This is a genomic window from Chloroflexota bacterium, from assembly GCA_016887485.1.
In the GTDB taxonomy this organism is placed as follows: domain Bacteria; phylum Chloroflexota; class Anaerolineae; order Anaerolineales; family Anaerolineaceae; genus Brevifilum.
The window spans coordinates 2,126,450-2,145,208 of sequence record CP069394.1 but is presented as its reverse complement, the minus strand read 5'-3'; the positions used below and the strand labels follow the sequence as shown (position 1 = coordinate 2,145,208).

Below are 18,759 nucleotides of genomic sequence, written 5' to 3'. Positions count from 1 at the left end.
AGACGGCGAGGCTCAAAGGTCTCACCCGATTTGACTTTTTGTCCACCGTCCCACCAATGGGCGGTGGCGTCATGGAAAAGGTCCTGCTTGGCAGGCTCTACGGACTCGGGTCCAACGGGTTCGGAGCTAAGCTCGATGCTGGGGGAGACTGACTTTTTTTTTGATCGGATTTCGCGTCAGACTTTTCTTCCTGCTGCTCATCTTCAACCGATGAGCCTTCAGAAGCGGCGCCTTTCAGCTGTTCGATCTGCTCCTCCAACTGAGTGATGCCCATATCCGAATGGCGGAAGGGGCCAGCATTGACCCGGTGCGGCAGGGCCAGTTCAGCGGCCAGGGCAATATCCCGCGGGGTGATCGCATTTCGGCCTTCAAAAGCGGCATGCGCCCGGGCGGCTTTAAGGATCACCAGGTCCGCCCGGTGTCCATCCACCTGCATTCGGGAGGTCAGGTCGGCAATCACCAGCAGGTCACGGGTGGTATAAGTCACCTTATCAACCAGTTTCCGTGCGGCAGCAATCTGAGCGGAGAGTTCCTGCTCCTTTGGCAGCCATTCCTCACGGAAGGCCTCAGGATCGGATTCAAATGCGATATTACGTTCCATGATCTGAACCCGCTGGCGGGGATCTAGGATGCCCAGGATATCCACGGAGAGGGCGAAGCGGTCTAAAAGCTGCGGCCGCAGGTCGCCTTCCTCAGGGTTCATCGTACCCACCAGGATGAAACGGGCGGGGTGCGCAAAGGAAATCCCTTCACGTTCCACAATGTTCATCCCCATCGCAGCGGAATCCAGCAGGACATCCACCACGTGGTCATCCAGCAGGTTAACTTCATCAATATAGAGTAAGCCCCGGTTGGCTGAAGCTAAAACGCCCGGCTCAAAATGCCGTTCACCTTTCTGGATCGCTTTTTCAATATCCAGTGTGCCGACTACACGGTCTTCGGTGGCGGAAACGGGCAGGTTCACAAAAGGTGTCCGCAGTGTTTCCACCGGGATCTCTTCACCATTCGCAAAACGTTCCCGGCATTCAGTACACCAGGTGATCGGGCTATGGGGATCACAACCAAAGCGGCAATTTTTCACAACTTCAACGGGGGGCAATAAGGCGGCCAAAGCCCGCGCGGCAGTTGACTTCGCTGTACCGCGTTCACCGCGAATCAACACACCGCCAATCCGGGTGTCAATCGCGTTCAGAATCAATGCACGCCGCATGCGCTGCTGGCCGACAATAGCTGTAAAGGGGTAAATGACTCGCATTAATTTATTCATTCGGTAATCTCTCCAATGCCCATAAAGTTTACCACGTCCGTCAACGATATTCCATTCCACAAATAAACTTATCAGATCCAATCTCTTATGCCCCAGCCCTTTTCCCACCCCGCTCCCATCTATGCTTATTTAAATCACATTTAAGACCCCCTGAATCAGGCGGATTCAGGGATGATTGACACCCCCCAGGCGGCTTCCTTAATATCCCTTCTCTGGTAAAATCATTAATGTATTCTGGCAACGGGAACTGCCTCTTTCAAAGCTGCTAGCTACATCGTCCGAGGCATTCCCGGTGCTAGAATCGTGGTCTTTACGCCGAAATATAGACCGCAAACTTGCAGTGACCCCGTTCGCATGGGTCGGAAAGTTGTTTTTTGAGGTTAGACACTATGCCAGTCCCGATGAAGGCTGGTACGCTACTTCATGAACGGTACCAGGTAAAAAAGAGCATTGGTCAGGGTGGAATGGGCTGTATCTACCTTGCGGAAGACATGCGCCTGGAAGGCCGCCTCTGTGCCATTAAAGAGGTGGAATATGACCGCGCCCTCCCCGAAGAAATGCTGCAGGAAGCCCGTAACCAGTTCCAACGTGAAGCAACCGTTCTGGCCCGGCTGGATCACCCCAATCTCCCCAAAGTTTCAGATTTCTTCTCCATTGGCGATCATGACTACCTGGTGATGGATTACGTCCCCGGCAAGGACCTGCGTCAAATGATGATGGAGGCCCGTCAAAATGACACCTTCCTGCCGGAAGAGGAGGTCCTCGATTGGGCCAGCCAGCTGGCAGATGCCCTGAAATATCTCCACACGCAAGATCCCCCCATTGTCCATCGGGACATCAAACCCAGCAACCTCAAAGTAACACCTACCGGCTTGGTAAAGCTGGTGGATTTTGGCCTGGTCAAAACACTCGCCCCCGGCGAAGTGACGATCACCATCCTGCAGGGACAGGGCACGGCGCTCTACACACCCCTCGAACAATACGGCGGCGACTCCGGTCACACGGATGCCCGCAGCGATATCTATGCTTTTGGCGGAACACTCTATCATCTGCTGACCAACGAAGCGCCGGTCAATGTCCGGGACCGCTTCCTCACACCCGGCACGTTGACCCCCATCCGGCAGATCAACCCGGACGTGAGCGTGCGAACTGAGCGCGCCGTCCATTGGGCGATGCAGCTACATCCTGAAGATCGGCCCGAAGATATTGACACTTTCCTAAAAGCTCTTTTCATCGAAGACGCCCCCATCACACAGCCCTTCCGCAACAGTATGCGCTTCCCGCCCCGCCTGATCCAGTCACCTGAACGGGCCCTGATCTACATTGCCAGCGGATTAATGGTTGTCAGCTTGCTGCTGACCATCCTGCGCAATTTCTAACCCCAACTCAATTTTATTTTTCTAAGGGAATATCGCCACACCGCGAAACGGTGTTATTTTTGGTACCGGCCGGGATAGCGTCCATCCGTCCGCATCCACCAGATCAATGCGCCAATCCAGCCCAGCATCATCCCAACAACCACCACTTCCACCACAAAAGCCGTCCCGGAGTGCAGGATCCAATGCTGCGTGCCGGTAACCCCCAGGTTTAGATAGGAGTAAGATAATAAACCGCCGATCAAGGTCGCCAACATGGACCGCAGTGCCCAGCGCGGCGTTTTCCACCAAACCCTTCCCCCAAAGAAGGCCAAAGCGCTGCCCAAACCGATCACGATGATGCCCAAAGCCCATTCACCCAGCGTCGGGTAGCCGGAATAACGGATATTTTCGGCAGATTCCTCGGCGGCAGTCTCGGTTGGGGTGGCAAGAGGGGCTTCAGTTGATGTAGGTGTGCTCTGCGGGGTGGGAGAAATTGAAAAAACGGACGAGCTGCCATCCGAGGCAATATTGATCGTCAGGGTATCGGATTGGGTGGCGGGCTCACTAGTGGCGCTGACCTGCAAACTGCCAGCCGCCTCAATTCGGTAAGTGAAATATCCAATACCGTTAATGGTCGTTGTCTCATATTGCTGAGTGATCTCCGACTCATTGGAGATGATGAAGTTAAAGCGCACCACCGTCCCGTCCGGAACGGTATGCCCGTTATGATCCCGAATTACACTTGTCTGAATGGTGATCGTGTCCCCAACCGTGAAATTCGGCGTAGGGGTCTGCTCCACTGTAATTTCCGGGGCGGGGGCTGCTTCGGGGGTTGCCGCCATGGGGGGCCCTTCCGGGGTCACCAGGGTCAGCCGGATGAGTTGATCTGGGTCCGGTGCGGTCATGGAGATCAAATCATAGCCAACGGCGTTCAAGGAGATCGGTAAAGCGCCCTGAGGGGTGATCTCCTGCATCAATACCCGGGCTGCCACATCCACAAAGGAAGGCAGTTTGCTATAGAGCGCATAATAGGCGGTCACTTTGGAAATATTGGTCGCATCCAGATAGATTGGCGAATCCAGGGCAAAGACGATGACTTTCTTATTACTAAGCAGGTCAGGCCTGTTTTCTAATATTTGCAGCAACACGCCGGATGCGGGATAGTCCTCATTATTATCCAGGACATTGAAGACCACCCATTCCGCATTCCTGATTGCGGACAAGACATACTGATTGACGCTTGAATCCACGTTTTCGATCATATCGTTCAGCTGCGAAAACGTGTAAGAGGTTATGTTATTTTGTAGCAGCTGTCCACCAGCCTGAGACCCATATAAGCTCACCAGTGAATTGGCCAGCGAGCCGGTATCCAACAAGTTCACAGGCGCACAACCATCACATTGATAATCCGTGCGCACATCGGTGAAGATGACAATGTCCTCATAACGTGAAGGCGGTGAGGGCAGCACAGCATCCATCTCAGAAAGGTTGGGGCTGATCAGGGTCACCGCTTCCTGCGCCACGTCAAAATTTACGCTCTGAATATCTGCCAGCTCAGGGCCATCTAAAGCCTGGAAGACATTATCCTGCGTAAACTGACCATAAAGTCCCAGCTTCATTTCAAGGATCCGCAAGACAGAGGCGTCCACCCGCTGGGCAAAGGCTGAATCTTCCTGATATTTCGTGGTAAATGAGTCCAAAATGGAAACCAAGGTGGTATAAGCATCCAGTTCACCGGAGCCCACCAGGTCATTGATATAGAGCATGTCATTGCCGGCCAGGAAAGCGTTGCGAGCAACCTGAACGGCATCAAAACTCTCGCCGGTGGGGTCATAAAACCGCCGGACCGCACCACTGCCGAGGTTATCACTGATGATCACCCCACCTTCCGAGCGCCAGTTCTCAAGCGCCGGTTGGGCCATGATCGCCTGCAAGGCATTTGAGTCAAAACTGATTGGCTTAGTGGTTGCCCGGATATTCCCCTGGAAACCCTGGTAACGGATATGAGAAACCATCACACCATCAATCCGCCCGGGATCACCCGCAGCGAGACTGGTCACTGAAAAGAAAGGCGCCAGTTCAATCTGCGTCAGTTGTTCCAATGACTTGCGCACCGTTGCCACTTCATCTTCCGGCGATCGGTCTGAATTACCGGTGCCGGGGAAGTTCTGCGCGATAACCAGCAAACGTCCATCACTGCCGGTGTGCAATCCACTGATATAGGCCTGTCCCAATTCACCAACCCAATAGGGATCGCCGCCAAAGGTGTTGACGCCGATATAGCCGGCAGCCTCACCGCTGGTCGTCTCGAGCACATCCAGACTCGGGCCGATGAAAAGGTTGAACCCCAGGGCGCTCAACTCACTCCCTAGATTTTCACCAACCTCAGTCGCCAAATCCACATTCCAGGTCGCGCCAATCGCCATCTGGGAGGGAGAATAGACCAATTGATTCAAAAGCTGATCGTCCGGAGCGCCATTCCCGGATTGGGCAATGCCGACCAGTAAAGGGACATAAGCCGCACTTGTATCATCCGCTGGGATTTCAGGTTCCGTTTCAGGGTTAGCGCCGGCCCATTCAAGGGCCTGCAGATCATTGATCAGTGCCTCTGCCTGAACCAGGGTGTCCTCAGAGGTGAAGTTGTTGTTCTCGGCCAAAAGGACGACCCCACCGATATGATAGTTGGCAATCAAATCATAGATTGGTGAATCGGCCTCCAGCGTAGCGCCTTCAAACCCAACCAACATTAACTGACCAACTTTTTCCTCTGGGGTCATTTCCCCCAGGATCGATTCGGGCGTATTGGCTGTGTTGGCTCGAACTGGCGCGCTACCCAAGCTGGCAAGTAAGAACGCCAGCAAGAAGAAAATGCGCCAGATCGACTTTCGGATCTTCACATCAACGACTCCAGGACGGTGATCGCTCGTTTGGGGTTATTGGTGATAATTGAATCAACGCCCAGCTTGGTCATGTGCCGGATATCTGCGGCTTCATCCACCGTCCAGACATTGACCTGTTTCCCCTTGGCGTGATAGCTCTTAATCAAAGACTCGTCCACATCCTGAAAATACGGATGAAGAGCATCGTAGCGGAAGAAGCGATAGGCAAAGAACCGCGCCTTGCCAGGGAAGGTCAGCATACCGAACGGTATATTCGGCAGCAGCCGGCGGAACCGGGAGAAGTTAAATGGATTAAAGGATGAAATCAATATCGAGTCCGCCACCTGGTGCTTGATGACCAGATTGGCGACATTAACAGGGAGCGAATCAAATATGGTGCTGTAGTTTTTCAGTTCAATATTGATCTGAAATTTACCCCCAAATTGGGTAAGGACTTCATCCAGGGTCGGGACCTGTTCACCATCGCCGGCATCCAGGGTTTTCAGCTCAGCCAGGGTGAGGTCCTGTACCTGGCCGGTCCCGTTTGTGGTGCGGTCAACGGTATCATCGTGAATCACGACAATCTCATGATCTTTGGACAGCATTACATCCAACTCTATGCCATCTGCCCCTTGTTCCAGGGCGAGTTGGAAGGCAGCCATCGTATTTTCAGGCGCATCGGCATTTGCGCCGCGGTGGGCAAAAATTTTCGGTATCATAACTCTTCTTCTCTAATTATTGATGTAATTATAGCACGCAGAGGTTAAGCGCGGCACCCCCCTCTCCAAATGCCAATACACCTAAGATAAATATATAAATCAGAGAAGGAACTAAAAAATTCTGCTGTAATATCCTTCTCCTTCTATTCTTATGACCCTATCCTCATTCCTTCCCTCACCCCTCTTCTCTACGCTGCGGGGGTTCCGCTTCGCTCCAGGGGAAGGAAGCCTGCAAACGGAGTGAAGCAGGCAGGAAGGGGTTCTCGTTCACCCTTTGAGATCTTGCAATCCCTCTATTGCCTTTTGCTGGACTATAATTATCACCAACCTACCCAAGCCGCCGAGGAGCCCTATGTTTACTACCCTTTCCTATCCTGTTGAAGCGCTAAAAGATTATGTCATCCGGTTTTTCAGGGCGATGGACGTCCCTGAGATTGATGCCAGGATTGCGGCGGATGTTCTGGTCTCGGCGGATCTGCGGGGGGTCAATTCACACGGCGTGATCCGGCTGCATTCCTATTACGGTGATCGGCTGATGCAAAAACAAATCGACCCGCTCTCCCCGATCAAAGTTATCAAGGAAGCCCCCGCCACCCTCGCACTGGATGGCGCCAACGGGCTGGGCCAGGTGGTAGCCTATCGGGCGATGTCCCGCTGTATTGAGAAAGCTGATGAGGCCGGCCTGGCAATCACCACCGTTCGCAACAGCAACCACTTCGGCATTGCGGGTTATTTCGCCATGATGGCGCTACCGGAGGATATGATCGGCATCAGCCTGACCAACAGCCAGCCCCTGGTCGCCCCGACCTACGGGGTCCAATCCGCTTTAGGCACCAACCCAATCGCGGTGGCGGTACCTGCCGGCAAGGAACGCCCCTATGTTCTGGATATGGCAACCAGCATCGTACCCCTGGGCAGGGTCAGCGTTTATGAGAAAGCCGGGGAATCCATCCCGCTAGGTTGGGGAATCAATGCCGATGGCGAGCTAACAAAAGATCCCGCTGCTGTGACCCACGGCGGTTCCCTTCTGCCATTAGGTGGGCCAGCCGAACTGCGCGGCTATAAGGGGTATGGTCTTTCTCTGCTGGTGGATTTGCTATCGGGAGTGCTCTCTGGCGCAGCCTATGGGCGTGGCGTGGGCCGCCCCTCCAATGAACGGCATGCCGATGTGGGCCATTTCTTCGCAGCGATCAAGATTGACAATTTCCGTTCGGTGGACGAATTCAAACAGGATATGGATGACTATATCCAGGCGCTCAAAGCCACACCCAAGATGGCCGGACAGGATCGGATATTCATTCACGGGGAAAAGGAATTTGAGCTGGTTGAAAAATATCAACGGGAAGGCGTCCCCCTGATGGTTGAGGTAGTCGAATCCCTCCGCCAAGCAGGCAAATCCGCCGGGGTGCCTTTTGATCTGACACCCGTCAGCTAGCCTTTATTTCTTATTTTTCTTAAAGCGGGGGATCATCCAGGGGACGTCCTGACGATATTGGCGATAAGCCTCACCGAAAGTCTCCAATAGTTTGCGCTCTTCGGGAATCGTACCGATAAGGAAATAGAGCGTCCCAGCCAGAAAAAACGCCAATGTCAGATCGGACATATAGGGGAATAGCCAGAAGATGATGATGCTGAAGAAATAAAGGGGATGCCGCACATAGCGATAGAATCCCTTGACTACCAATGTGTCCTCATAGGTCTGTTCCGGATGCAGCACCTGCCTGATCCCAGCGAAAACCATCACATCCGTTTCCAGGGCCGTTGCCACCAGAAGGACAATTGCCAGAAATTGAGCAATCAGTGTCAGGAATAGCCAGGGCGTGGGGATCACCCAAAGCACTTTGGAAGGCAGAAAGACCACTAATGCAAAGATCGGCGCTAAAGTTAGGCCCGCGGCCAGCACAAAGAACAGCCGGTAATAGCGGTCCGCTTTTGGACCAAATTTCTCTCGTGCAAGGTTTTTGACCTCGAAAGAGGCCAGCCAGGAATGGAGCGCACCCCAGGCTGCCGTGGCGAGGAAGACCAGAATGGGATAGATCAAAGAATCCATTGCTTTATTTTATTCAGTGGGGGAACAAACATCAAGAGACTGCCGCAGACGGATCAGCATTTCCTTTAAGGCTGCCTGATCCTCCCGAAAATATTCCAATGTCACAATCTCCGGTTTGGTGCGCCGCAGGACCCATTCCAAAATCTCATAATCTGCCGCCTGCAGGGGCTCGTGGGCATCCCGCAGGATGCCACCCACTTCCCTAACGCCCGAGATATGGATTTCCCGAACCCGCTCCAGGGGCAATTCCAGCAAATAGGCCTCAATGGGCACCCCCTGAAATTCAGCAGCCACGCGGGCATGCGCCAGATCCAGAAGCATCCCTGTATCCAAGGCGGAGATAATGCGTCGGATCGCGGTTGGGGCCGATTCAAAACTGTTATTGAGTAGGGCCGTGGCGGGCATGTTTTCAAGGATCAGTGGCAGATCAACTTTACCCTCCAACCGCCTGACCTGCTGGATGAAACGGCTCTCCAAGCGATCAGGAGCTGCCAGCGGCAGCTTGATGCCCAGCCGAAAGGCAGCGAAGAGCACCAGGGAGGGTATCAGCGAGAGATGAATGGATATCCAGGCCGATTCCCGGCAAGCACGGTTATAACGCTCCAATTTCATAAGGGAAAACGGCACCCGTCCGACATTGCTGGCGTGAAAAACGAAAGGAAGACACGGGTAAGCTGTCCTAAGCGCCTCAATTTTCACCGGCGAGGTGAAAGGGTTGAATTCCACACCGTCCAGAGAAACCTGCTGAGTCCCAAAAAGGTGCACCAGGCCGGGAGAGTGATCGCAGAATAATTTTGTGCTCATTTGATTTCTATCTTAACCGAAAAGATGCATTGAATTCAATTTCATTTCATTAAATCGTTGAATCTGGGCAGCGGAATCACTTGTATTTTAGAACGATTGTGCTATACTAACCTTACGGTATAGAACATATTTTCTAATTTGGCAGGCAGGTGGTTGATGAAACGCATTATTGTGATCCCGGCAGTATTCATAGGTTGCATGATCGTCATTTGGCTTGGCACGGTAGCGGCATCTCGAATGCCATCGGAGGTGCTGCTGGCCCCCACCCAGACAGCCCTGGCAGAAGCCTCTTCCCAACAAAGCATCCAAAAGGCAGCAGAAGAGCAGACTGGATGCACCCTATCCTCCGGTTTCCCGGCAGATGTCCGCCAATGGTGTCCGCAGATCGAAGCGGCAGCCCAGGAAGTCGGTCTGCCAGCCGCCCTGATCGCGTCCGTGATCGTGCAGGAGAGTGGCGGCGACCCCGCGGCCTATTCCAGCAGCGGTGCAGTTGGCTTGATGCAGGTGATGCCCCGGGATGGCCTGGCAGCGGAGTTCATGTGTGTGAATGGCCCCTGCTTTGCCTACCGTCCCACCACTACAGAGTTGAAAGACCCCGCCTATAACATCCAATTCGGCAGTCAATACTTAGCCAGCCTGGTTGAAAAATATGGCTCCTACCGGGAAGCGCTCTATAAATATGGACCAATGGACATCGGCTATTACTATGCGGATCTGGTACTCGATATTTGGGGTACCTATTGATCGATTTCTCCGCCCCTAGATAAAAACCACCCTCGTTTTAAGGCGAGGGTGGTTTTATTTATTATTAGATCGGTTTAGTGCCCTGATTATTTATCCTGGATTCGGAAATCGTAGATCCCATCCTTGAAAGGCCAGGTGCGACCGCATTGTTCACAAGTCAAATCAGCTCCCAACGAGGGCAAAGGGGCCCCGCAGGCCGGGCAGGCGAACAAACCGTCGCCGGTATTGGCCTCACCGGACTTGAGGGTCCGGTTACGGGTGAACACACTGGGACTCACCTGGATAAAGGACCCGGTCCACTGGAGCAGCGAATCCAAACCAGCGAGCAACTTGGTCGGAACGTTTCGTTTAAGTGCACCCATCCGGAAATGCGACACGGTCAATTGCTTCTGAATCTCAAAGCCGACCTCCGCCAGATAGCCCCGAACAGCTTTGGGGTGAAAGTCAAAATTCAATTCGGCAAATTCCACCGGGTCAAGAGTATAGGGACTCCAGCTCTGCTTGCCTAAAAGGTAACGCAGCATGGACTTGAGGTTCCGTTTATTGGCAAATTCGAGGATGAAAACACCCTCAGGCGCCATCACCTTGTGCACCTGGGCCAGCGCTTGTTCCGGTTCAGCCATGTGATGCAGCGTCCGGATCATTGTGGCTCCATCAAAGACATTTTCAATAAAGGGCAGACGGTAAACATCAGCGGCAATATAAATATACCGATCGGTATAACCCAATCGATCCCTGGCTTGCTCCATTTGGGTGCGGGAATAATCCAGCAGTACCACCCGATCATAGTTCCGATAGCGAGGGGTGTTGCGCCCAGCACCTGCGCCCAGCTCCAACATCAACCGGCCTGAAGCCGGCAGCATCTTTTTAAGTGCAATGGCCTCGGCTGCGTCCTCATAGGCGCGGCCGCCTTCGTCCCAAAAACTCTGCTGGTAATCGGAACCTTCATAACTGCATACGGGAGGTGTATTTTCGTTCATGGTCTGGTTTATATCACGAAATGAGGTGGAGGGCAAACGTGTTTTAGGCAAAAAAAATGTCCGAGCAGGATTCCCGGCGGCACCCGGAGATACCTCCTTACCGCTGCTTCCTTTCGGACCTGACGGGGTTCGCAGGGCTCCGCCGCGCCGGTCCCACCCGGACGTGGTTAAGCATACTGCACTCAGGGTGGACTGTCAACGGAAGGCCCCATCACCCCTTTAATTTGGTGCGTAGAAGAACACTGCACACCCTACAAATACTATATTGTTTTGCAACCTATCATCGTAGGGTGCGCTCCGATTTTGAGCGCACCAAAGAGTAACAATACTCCTCTTCTACCCCGCCAAGAGGCCCTAAACTGGTAAAAATTTGACCTTCGTTGTATACTTTAGATTGATTAAGAAGATCACTAACGGACGACAGGAGAGGTGCCCACCCGATGAAAGTTTTCGTCAATCAACAACAACTTGCCCACTGTGTCAGTATCGTTTCACGGGCTGTCTCCCCCCGCAGCACCCTGCCCGTGCTATCAAATATCCTGATCAAAACCGATGATGGCCGCCTGCGTCTTTCCGCGACCAACCTCGAACTGGGGATCACCTGTTGGATGGGCGCAAAAGTCGAAGGTGAAGGGGCAATCACCGTTCCATCGCGGACGTTCACGGATCTTGTTAGCAATTTACCGAACGAACAGGTCTCTCTCATCCTGGATAACAGCACCCATACCCTCAATGTGAAATGCGGCACATCCGAGACCAACATCAAAGGGATTGATGCCGAAGAATTCCCGCCAATTCCCGAGCCCAATATCGATGAAGGCGTCCCGCTGAACGTTGCAAACTTCAAGGAAATGGTCCAGCAGGTTGCTTTTGCAGCCTCCATGGATGAAGCCCGCCCCGTTCTGACCGGCGTACTGCTCAAATTGGACGGTGATCATATCACCATGGCCGCAACCGACGGGTTCCGGATCTCCATCCGCGAAGACGACATCCCCAATGCCGTTTCCCGGCCGATTGAAGCTATCATCCCCGCCCGGGCACTGATCGAACTGGCCCGAATCATCGGCGGCGGCACAGATGGCACCCTGGTAATGACCTTCCCGCCAGACCGCGGTCAGGTGATCTTCCATATGGACAATCTAGAGCTGGCTTCCCAGTTGATCGAAGGTAATTTCCCGGATTATCGGGCGATCATCCCTCAAAACTTCAAAACCCACACCCTGCTCTCCACTGCTGGCCTGCTCAAAGCCTGCAAGCAGTCTGAGATCATCGCCCGTGAGGGCACTAACGTGGCCCGGCTGAACATCATCCCTGAAACCGACGACGCCAGTGTCGGCACCCTGGAAATCTCAGCTCAATCCGAGCAGACCGGCTCCTCAGAAGTACTGGTGGATGCCTCTGTGGAAGGTGTCCCACTGCTGGTTGCTTTCAATGTCCGCTTCCTGCGGGAGGTGCTGGAAGTGGTGAAAGCAGATAATGTCTGGCTGGAGACGAATGCCGCCAACACCCCCGGCCTGATCAGGCCCCAGGGCGACGATCACTTCAAGCACATCATCATGCCCATGCACATCGGCTGAGCTATTTTATCAAGAGATTATAAGCACCTGGCACTGGTCAGGTGCTTTTTGTTTTGAAAAATTCGCTGCGCAGAAACCTACCCCTTTTTTTCTTCAGATAATGGAACACAGGGCATAGTATCTGAGATAATAACTATCGGCTTAGTCTAATATAATTAAATTGATTCGCCCTTTAAGATTCGCCACTTTTGAAAGAATCCATTAGAATTATCCTGTTAAGAAGTCCTTAGAAGAGGCAGACCTGCAATGACATTACCTCCCAGCGCAACCGACCGGTTGCTAAGCGTTTATCTGGCGCTCGCCCAATATCCAATCCTCTCCTCCCGCGTCCGAGATCTGATGCGGCGGGAGCTTTTCAACCGCAAATTCCTGGATTCCAATGATTTTGAACAGGAAGTCATTCGCAAGGCCATCCAATCACAGGAACGTGAGGGCCTGCAGCGTCCTCAAATCGAAGAGCCCGCTGAGGTCTGGGAACGCCGCAAGGCCAGAGTGCGTGACCAACTGACGGACTTTTATTTCAGCCACCATCTCAGCTTTGAGTTGATCGAGGAATTGATTGAAGAAGTGTTGAACGAGCGGGGCGTCACCACCCACGAAGCATTGTATGAATTCAATCCGGAAGTCGCTCCCCAGGAAATGCTCTTCAACCAGGGGATGACGATTGAGAACCTGCCCCCCGCCAAGCGCAGGCACATGGAACCGCGCCTGCGGGAGATCAAAGTGGTGCTGATCCGCAACATGATCAGCGACCAGCTGCGCTACATCAACATTGCCCGTAATTGGTTCACCATGTCCGACCTGGCTGAAATCCGCCGCCACAAGATTGGCCATGGGCGAATCGGCGGCAAAGCAGCCGGCATGCTGTTGGCCTATAAGATCCTGGAACAAAGCCCCAATGAGGAGCTTCGCCAAAACCTTCGAACGCCCGAATCCTATTTCCTCGGGTCAGATTTGCTGTATACCTTTATTTCAATCAACAACTTCCATCATTGGAATGACCAAAAATACAAGCCCGAAGACGAGATGCGAAGGGACTACCCCAAGATCGTCGAAGACTTCACCAACGGCGACTTCCCGCCAAGTATCATCCAGCGCCTTGAAACCTTGGTCACCTCAGTGGGCAAACGGCCGCTGATCGTACGCTCCTCCAGTTTGCTGGAAGACAATTTTGGAACGGCCTTTGCGGGGAAATATGATAGCATCTTCCTGCCCAATCAGGGTGATATTCAGGAAAACATGAAGGCGCTCACCAAAGCCATTGCCCGGATCTATGCCTCCACGCTCAACCCTACCGCCCAACTCTACCGGCGAAGTCGCGGGCTTCAGGATTATGATGAGCGGATGGCCGTGCTAATCCAGACCGTGGAAGGCAACCAATTTGGAGATTACTATCTGCCGGACCTCTCCGGTGTGGCCTTCAGCCACAACCAGTATCGCTGGTCCCCGCAGATCCGTCCCGAAGATGGTTTCATCCGGTTGGTCTGGGGCCTGGGCACCCGAGCTGTGGACCGTGTGGGCAATGACTACCCCCGGTTGGTTGCTCTCAGCCACCCCACCCTGCGCCCATCGAACACCGCTCAATCCATTCGACGCTATTCTCAGCAGTATGTTGACCTGATCGATCTCAAAGAGAACAAGCTCAAAACCCTGCCGATTCACGAAGTACTCAAAGGCGACTACCCACCCCTGCGTTACCTGGCTCAGGTGGATCAGGAAGGTTATTTCCGTTCTATCCGCTCCCGGTTGGTCGACGCTGAACCCTCACAATTGATCATGACCTTTGAAGAGTTGCTCCGACGGACACCCTTTGCTGAAAGGATGCGGTATTTGCTGAATGCGATCGAAAAGGAATATGATTCACCGGTGGATGTGGAATTTATCGCTGATGTCGTTGAGGACAACGGGAAACCGGATATCAAAATCTCGATCATTCAGTGCCGCCCGCTCAGTTACATGAAAGAAGGCAACCGGGTCAGCATTCCCCAGAATATCACCCCCGAAAACACCATCTTTTCATCGAGCATCATGGTGGCCGGTGGCTGGTTGGAAGAGATCACCTATGTCCTCTTCGTGCCCCCGGAGAGCTACTTCTCTCTGTCATCACAATCCGCCCGCAACAAACTCGAGCGCGCCATCGGACGACTTAATGCCGCCCTGAGCAACGAGAGCTTCATCTGTGTAGGTCCCGGTCGTTGGGGCACTTCCAACCCGGATCTCGGTGTCCACGTGGATTACGCGGACATCTTCAACAGTAAAGCCCTGGTGGAGCTTTCCGGCGAAGGCATTGGTCCCGCCCCGGAACCCTCTCTGGGTACGCATTTCTTCCAGGACCTGCTGGAAGGACAAATCTTCCCCCTGGCGACATACATTGGCGAAGACAACTTCAATCGGAATTTCTTCTATGACACGCCCAACCGCCTGGCCGAATGGATCGAAGTGGAACCTGCCCTATTTGACCGCCTGCGCCTGATTAAGGTCAGCGACTATAAACCCAATCATCATTTGGAACTAATAATGAACGGCGAGGAAGAAAGAGCTCTAGCTTTTTTAGAAGAATCCCTCAGGGGGCGCAACGGTCGCCTGCAATAAGCCATTCGAGATAAGCTAACTCGGATCACCCACAGGCAGAAATGCCTTATGGGCGTTTAACCGATACCAACGCCCATCCAGTCCCAGCAGAATGCCTTTACCCTGAAAGGCTGCCCACCGCGCCACCTCATAAGCCAGCAGCAACCCCAGATCCTGCAGTTGATCCTCCTCCAGCTCAATACTGACCAACTGCACGGCATCAAAAAACACACTCCGCAGACCTGCCGGTGGTACAAAGGCCACGGCCTCAAAATTTCTCGCGTCCCACTCGTCAATGTTAACCACAATCGGCGGCTCACCGTTTTCCCGGTAAACCACAGTGAAGAAAGGTGCGGCCAAATCCGGCGCTGTCAGGACACTCAATTGCGAAAGGCCAGGCTCGATCAGCACCGGATCCAACCCATACTGTCGACAGAGTGTCTGGTAATTGGATGCGGTAATCGCAGCCAGAACTTCCTGAGGATCAACGGGGCCGATAGGAATTGAATTAAAAACACGGATCAAAAAAGGCATAAGTCACTCCACCCCAACGTTAATCCAACCCCCTGCTGGTGTCAAGCCGGTTAAAATGTTTCACGTGAAACATCGGAGCGTCTTAGGCCAAAATTCCAGCTTCCTAATCCCAATGTTTCACGTGAAACAATACGTTTTCTCAGGAATTTCTTGAGTTTGATGCCTGAAATTACTGGTTTTTGAATGTTTTTCGTAAGAACGTCCCTGATTTCGAAACGGCTGAAATCTTCATCAAAATTGAAAGTTAAATTTAACAGGGACGATTACAGCGCAAGGGTTAAACCGTCCCTGAATAGTACTTGCAGATGACAATTATTTTATTCCGCGGATCCTAGTCGAACGCTTCAATAACTCGATCCACGACCCAAATCACACCTTGTCCAAAGCGACTTAACCCGGTCCAGGCAGCCCTTCCAACCCAAATCGTTGCAGCCCGAACCTTGTCACCGCTCTGATTGGTCATCGCACTTAGATTGCCCGTGAAGCACCCAGCAATGTGATCCGCTTCGAAGCATTTTTCAAGAGTTGCCCCCATTGGGTAATATGCTGATCCGTGCCTATTGGCTGCATTGTAAAAATCTTCAGCCACTTTCTTACAGATCCCATAATCAACCAAACCCTCCTTCTGGGCACAAATCGCCAGTAAGTTTGAATGGTATAAATTGTCACAACCAACTTTCGGCTGTCCAATAGCGCCATCAGCATAACAAAGGTCCAGCCCTTCACATGCCGCCTTGAAGAATAGGTCCGGCATGAAGCCTCCCGGCAGAGCGCTCATTACAACAGCATCTGCCTGACCCGCACAGCCATCACCAATCCGTTTCTCCGGGGCACAGTTCTCGGCTGCAACTGATCCGGCATAGGACCAATCGGAAACCGATTCCGGTCCAACGGCCCGCACATACCAACTGCGTTGAACGCCACAGTTGATTTCCTGACTGGTCCGGATCGCGCCGCGTATTTTGCTGAACGGAATGGCAGTCACCCGCTCACCCAGTGCCGTCCCATCTGCATCCATCAGAACCAATTTCAACTCAAAACCCAAAACATCGGACCTGGTATATAGAACACCGTCCTGCCACCTAATTGGCCAATCCCAGACAAGAAAAGTGTGCTGCCCATCGTTGACTGCGGATAGACAAGCGGCATAATACTCATCCCGTGCCGCACCCAGCTGACTGGCAGCCTGTTGACAATCCGAGGCCCGCACCACCAGACCAACACGGATTGGGGCTGGCAAATCCTTGAGCGACTCTTCTGGAGCGGCCACATCCACGCCTACAACCAGATCTGCAAAACCAAGTTCGCCTTCATAACCCTCGCTGTTGAGATACGAGAGGTAAACTTCCCACCGCCCTTCACGTTCCACTGGAAAGTCATATTGGGTTGCTTCACCATCAATATCTGCCAGATACACCAGCCCTGAGGAGCCTGGTGGACGGGCATAGATCCTGACACTATCGATATCCGACTCTTTTGTTTCCCAGCTAACGCCAATCCGTTTTCCATCAAGCAGGTTGTTCAACCGAATGTCAGTCGGAACTCCGCTTCCCTTAGGATCTGCGGGCAGTGAAAAGGCTCCACCGCCGCCAGCTGTCACATGAACTGTTATCACCTGTGAATAAGCCGTCTTGCCTTCGGCGTTCACAGATCGGATGAATAATGTGTGGTCGCCTGCCGATAAAGATCCCAGCCCAGGGGTGTAATCGGCCTGATTATTCGCGCCATAATTCTGAGCGCCAACCAACTGCCCATCGACATACAGCGACAACCGGTTGACACCTGCCGGATCAATTGCTCGGGCGGAAAATTCATTCAAGCTTGAACCTTCCGCTAGGCCCAAATCTGAGGTCCCCCGCAATACCAATAAGGTCTCCGGTTCTGCGACCTCAGCTGGTTCAAATGTTGCTTCTCCCTGGATTAATCCTAACAAGAAAAAAGCGATAAAGATAAGGATCAATAAAAATAAGCCCGATGAACAGCCGCCACCCGATCTCGGGGTTCGGACTTTCCTGGCGCGTCTTTGTTTCTTGGCAAACTTCTTTCGGGCAGATTTACGTAAACCGCTGGGGCTCATTGCCTCCCCACAGGACTCACAAAAATCAGCACCGGTTTCATTGATGTAGCCACAGCTGGGACAGGTGTTAAACAGTTTGTTTTCTCCGCGCAGCGATTCTCCGCAGCGCTCACAAATCTCAACCTGTTCGTGATTTTCGTAAAGACAATTAGGGCATCTCATCTGACCTCCAACTCTAATCTGTCTATATTAAAAAGGGAAACTAATTCTAGATTAATGAAATAAAGTCCATCTGTCAAGTCCCCCGTCTAAATGGTCATAGAATCAATAAAGCGCATCGCCAATAACTTTAGCAAATGCGCTTTGGACTTCGAAACCGGTTGGCATTTTAATTATTCTCGCCACTTTCATTCTTAGTATAAGAACTTTAGATAAAGGGCAGCTTCAGAAGATGTCAAAACTAAATTAAATGTGGGCTATCAATCCGTTGACCGCTTAGTCGGGATATCGGGCAATCAATTCCTTGGTAGCAGTCAGTGATTTTCCATCCAGTATCTCAAATTTATAGCCCAATTCTTTTAATAGCTCAATCGTAGGAAGGTGAGCTTCCCGCTGGTGAGTATCCAGGAAAAGGAGCGGATGGTATTTCTCCAACAGAGTCCTGGCCCCTTTCAGGGCCTCGTATTCGGCCCCTTCGACATCCACTTTCATATAGTCCGGTGGTTGCAATTCACCAGATGCCAGCATTTCATCCAGCGCAACCATCTTAACTTGGATGCCGCCCGACTCAGCAATATGCCCCATCGCCGTGCTTGCGCCCAGGTTAAAATGCACTTCACCGCTGTGATCAGAGACTGCAGCCTCCACTATTTCGATATTATCGCATTTATTGATTTTTATATGTTTTTCGAGGAATTTCACATTTCTGGGCAGTGGCTCAAAGGCATAGACCTGACCTTCCGGGCCAGCCAGTTCCGCAGCCAGCAGACTGAAATAACCTACGTTCGCCCCGATGTCATACATTACCGTTCCGGGAGTAATTTCCCGTTCAAAGGCGAGACGCTTGTTCATCTCATAGCTGCCCAGCCAGTATCCATGTTCTCCCGCCCCAACAATCCATTTCGTACCGCGCAGGCGGCCCTGCATAATCGGCATCGCCATCCGCTTTGGGATCAGGCGCAGTGGCAAGCGGAGTAATCGTCCCCAAAAACTACGATAATTGATCTTTGAAAAATTCATCAAGCCTCATAAACGTTTCT

General features: G+C 52.6%; 14 protein-coding genes and 1 other RNA gene. 5 read left to right on the top strand and 10 right to left on the bottom strand.

Going from position 1 to position 18,759, the window contains the following annotated elements; all coding sequences use genetic code 11:
• Positions 1–97: 97 nt before the first annotated feature.
• Positions 98–1,255, bottom strand: coding sequence for an ATP-binding protein (locus JR338_09840; protein QRN84413.1), 1,158 nt, complete (start codon positions 1,253–1,255; stop codon positions 98–100).
• 401 nt (positions 1,256–1,656) lie between these two features.
• On the opposite strand from JR338_09840, the gene JR338_09835 reads away from it, so the two are divergent.
• Positions 1,657–2,646, top strand: coding sequence for a serine/threonine protein kinase (locus tag JR338_09835; GenBank protein ID QRN82712.1), 990 nt, complete (start codon positions 1,657–1,659; stop codon positions 2,644–2,646).
• A gap of 53 nt (positions 2,647–2,699) precedes the next feature.
• Here the strand turns inward: JR338_09835 and JR338_09830 are convergent, their stop codons facing one another.
• Positions 2,700–5,522 carry a glycoside hydrolase family 3 protein gene (locus JR338_09830; GenBank protein ID QRN82711.1) on the bottom strand — a complete coding sequence of 941 codons (2,823 nt, stop codon included), beginning with the start codon at positions 5,520–5,522 and terminating at the stop codon, positions 2,700–2,702.
• Positions 5,519–6,223, bottom strand: coding sequence for a glycerophosphodiester phosphodiesterase (locus tag JR338_09825; GenBank protein QRN82710.1), 705 nt, complete (start codon positions 6,221–6,223; stop codon positions 5,519–5,521). The genes JR338_09830 and JR338_09825 overlap by 4 nt, the downstream gene beginning before the upstream one ends.
• A 352-nt stretch (positions 6,224–6,575) precedes the next feature.
• On the opposite strand from JR338_09825, the gene JR338_09820 reads away from it, so the two are divergent.
• On the top strand, positions 6,576–7,658 hold the full coding sequence (locus JR338_09820; protein QRN82709.1) for an Ldh family oxidoreductase: 1,083 nt from the start codon (positions 6,576–6,578) through the stop codon (positions 7,656–7,658).
• Positions 7,659–7,661: 3 nt separating this feature from the next.
• On the opposite strand, the gene JR338_09815 is transcribed toward JR338_09820, so the two are convergent.
• Together JR338_09815 and JR338_09810 are read right to left on the bottom strand one after the other, a co-directional pair.
• Entirely contained in the window at positions 7,662–8,273 is a 612-nt protein-coding gene (locus JR338_09815) for an isoprenylcysteine carboxylmethyltransferase family protein (protein QRN82708.1), read from the bottom strand.
• Between the two features lie 9 nt (positions 8,274–8,282).
• Positions 8,283–9,077: a DUF692 family protein gene (locus JR338_09810; GenBank protein ID QRN82707.1), complete on the bottom strand. Its 795-nt coding sequence runs from the start codon at positions 9,075–9,077 to the stop codon at positions 8,283–8,285.
• Positions 9,078–9,314: 237 nt separating this feature from the next.
• Here JR338_09810 and JR338_09805 point away from each other — a divergent pair, with 237 nt between their 5' ends.
• Positions 9,315–9,821, top strand: a complete 507-nt coding sequence (locus JR338_09805) for a transglycosylase SLT domain-containing protein (GenBank protein QRN84412.1) — start codon at positions 9,315–9,317, stop codon at positions 9,819–9,821.
• A gap of 86 nt (positions 9,822–9,907) precedes the next feature.
• On the opposite strand, the gene JR338_09800 is transcribed toward JR338_09805, so the two are convergent.
• Positions 9,908–10,801 carry a methyltransferase domain-containing protein gene (locus JR338_09800; GenBank protein ID QRN82706.1) on the bottom strand — a complete coding sequence of 298 codons (894 nt, stop codon included), beginning with the start codon at positions 10,799–10,801 and terminating at the stop codon, positions 9,908–9,910.
• Between the two features lie 59 nt (positions 10,802–10,860).
• An RNA gene (gene ffs / locus JR338_09795) (signal recognition particle sRNA small type) lies at positions 10,861–10,960 on the bottom strand.
• A gap of 281 nt (positions 10,961–11,241) precedes the next feature.
• Between ffs and dnaN the strand changes: the two genes are divergently transcribed.
• Positions 11,242–12,378 carry a DNA polymerase III subunit beta gene (gene dnaN, locus JR338_09790; GenBank protein QRN82705.1) on the top strand — a complete coding sequence of 379 codons (1,137 nt, stop codon included), beginning with the start codon at positions 11,242–11,244 and terminating at the stop codon, positions 12,376–12,378.
• A 246-nt stretch (positions 12,379–12,624) separates the two neighbouring features.
• Positions 12,625–14,970, top strand: coding sequence for a PEP/pyruvate-binding domain-containing protein (locus JR338_09785; GenBank protein ID QRN82704.1), 2,346 nt, complete (start codon positions 12,625–12,627; stop codon positions 14,968–14,970).
• 15 nt (positions 14,971–14,985) lie between these two features.
• Here JR338_09785 and JR338_09780 read toward each other — a convergent pair whose 3' ends face one another.
• The 3 genes from JR338_09780 to JR338_09770 all read right to left on the bottom strand — a co-directional run bounded on the left by JR338_09780 (position 14,986) and on the right by JR338_09770 (position 18,739).
• Positions 14,986–15,483: a hypothetical protein gene (locus JR338_09780; GenBank protein ID QRN82703.1), complete on the bottom strand. Its 498-nt coding sequence runs from the start codon at positions 15,481–15,483 to the stop codon at positions 14,986–14,988.
• A gap of 331 nt (positions 15,484–15,814) precedes the next feature.
• Positions 15,815–17,722 carry a zinc ribbon domain-containing protein gene (locus JR338_09775; protein QRN82702.1) on the bottom strand — a complete coding sequence of 636 codons (1,908 nt, stop codon included), beginning with the start codon at positions 17,720–17,722 and terminating at the stop codon, positions 15,815–15,817.
• 273 nt (positions 17,723–17,995) lie between these two features.
• Complete coding sequence (locus JR338_09770) at positions 17,996–18,739, bottom strand: FkbM family methyltransferase (GenBank protein ID QRN82701.1); 744 nt, start codon at positions 18,737–18,739, stop codon at positions 17,996–17,998.
• Positions 18,740–18,759: the final 20 nt, after the last annotated feature.

Bases quoted from the DNA above. Each gene is read 5' to 3' on its own strand.
- JR338_09840 (QRN84413.1), bottom strand. From the start codon at position 1,255: ATGCGAGTCATTTACCCCTTTACAGCTATTGTCGGCCAGCAGCGCATG.
- JR338_09835 (QRN82712.1), top strand. From the start codon at position 1,657: ATGCCAGTCCCGATGAAGGCTGGTACGCTACTTCATGAACGGTACCAG.
- JR338_09825 (QRN82710.1), bottom strand. From the start codon at position 6,223: ATGATACCGAAAATTTTTGCCCACCGCGGCGCAAATGCCGATGCGCCT.
- JR338_09820 (QRN82709.1), top strand. From the start codon at position 6,576: ATGTTTACTACCCTTTCCTATCCTGTTGAAGCGCTAAAAGATTATGTC.
- JR338_09815 (QRN82708.1), bottom strand. From the start codon at position 8,273: ATGGATTCTTTGATCTATCCCATTCTGGTCTTCCTCGCCACGGCAGCC.
- JR338_09810 (QRN82707.1), bottom strand. From the start codon at position 9,077: ATGAGCACAAAATTATTCTGCGATCACTCTCCCGGCCTGGTGCACCTT.
- JR338_09805 (QRN84412.1), top strand. From the start codon at position 9,315: ATGCCATCGGAGGTGCTGCTGGCCCCCACCCAGACAGCCCTGGCAGAA.
- JR338_09800 (QRN82706.1), bottom strand. From the start codon at position 10,801: ATGAACGAAAATACACCTCCCGTATGCAGTTATGAAGGTTCCGATTAC.
- dnaN (QRN82705.1), top strand. From the start codon at position 11,242: ATGAAAGTTTTCGTCAATCAACAACAACTTGCCCACTGTGTCAGTATC.
- JR338_09785 (QRN82704.1), top strand. From the start codon at position 12,625: ATGACATTACCTCCCAGCGCAACCGACCGGTTGCTAAGCGTTTATCTG.
- JR338_09780 (QRN82703.1), bottom strand. From the start codon at position 15,483: ATGCCTTTTTTGATCCGTGTTTTTAATTCAATTCCTATCGGCCCCGTT.
- JR338_09775 (QRN82702.1), bottom strand. From the start codon at position 17,722: ATGAGATGCCCTAATTGTCTTTACGAAAATCACGAACAGGTTGAGATT.
- JR338_09770 (QRN82701.1), bottom strand. From the start codon at position 18,739: ATGAATTTTTCAAAGATCAATTATCGTAGTTTTTGGGGACGATTACTC.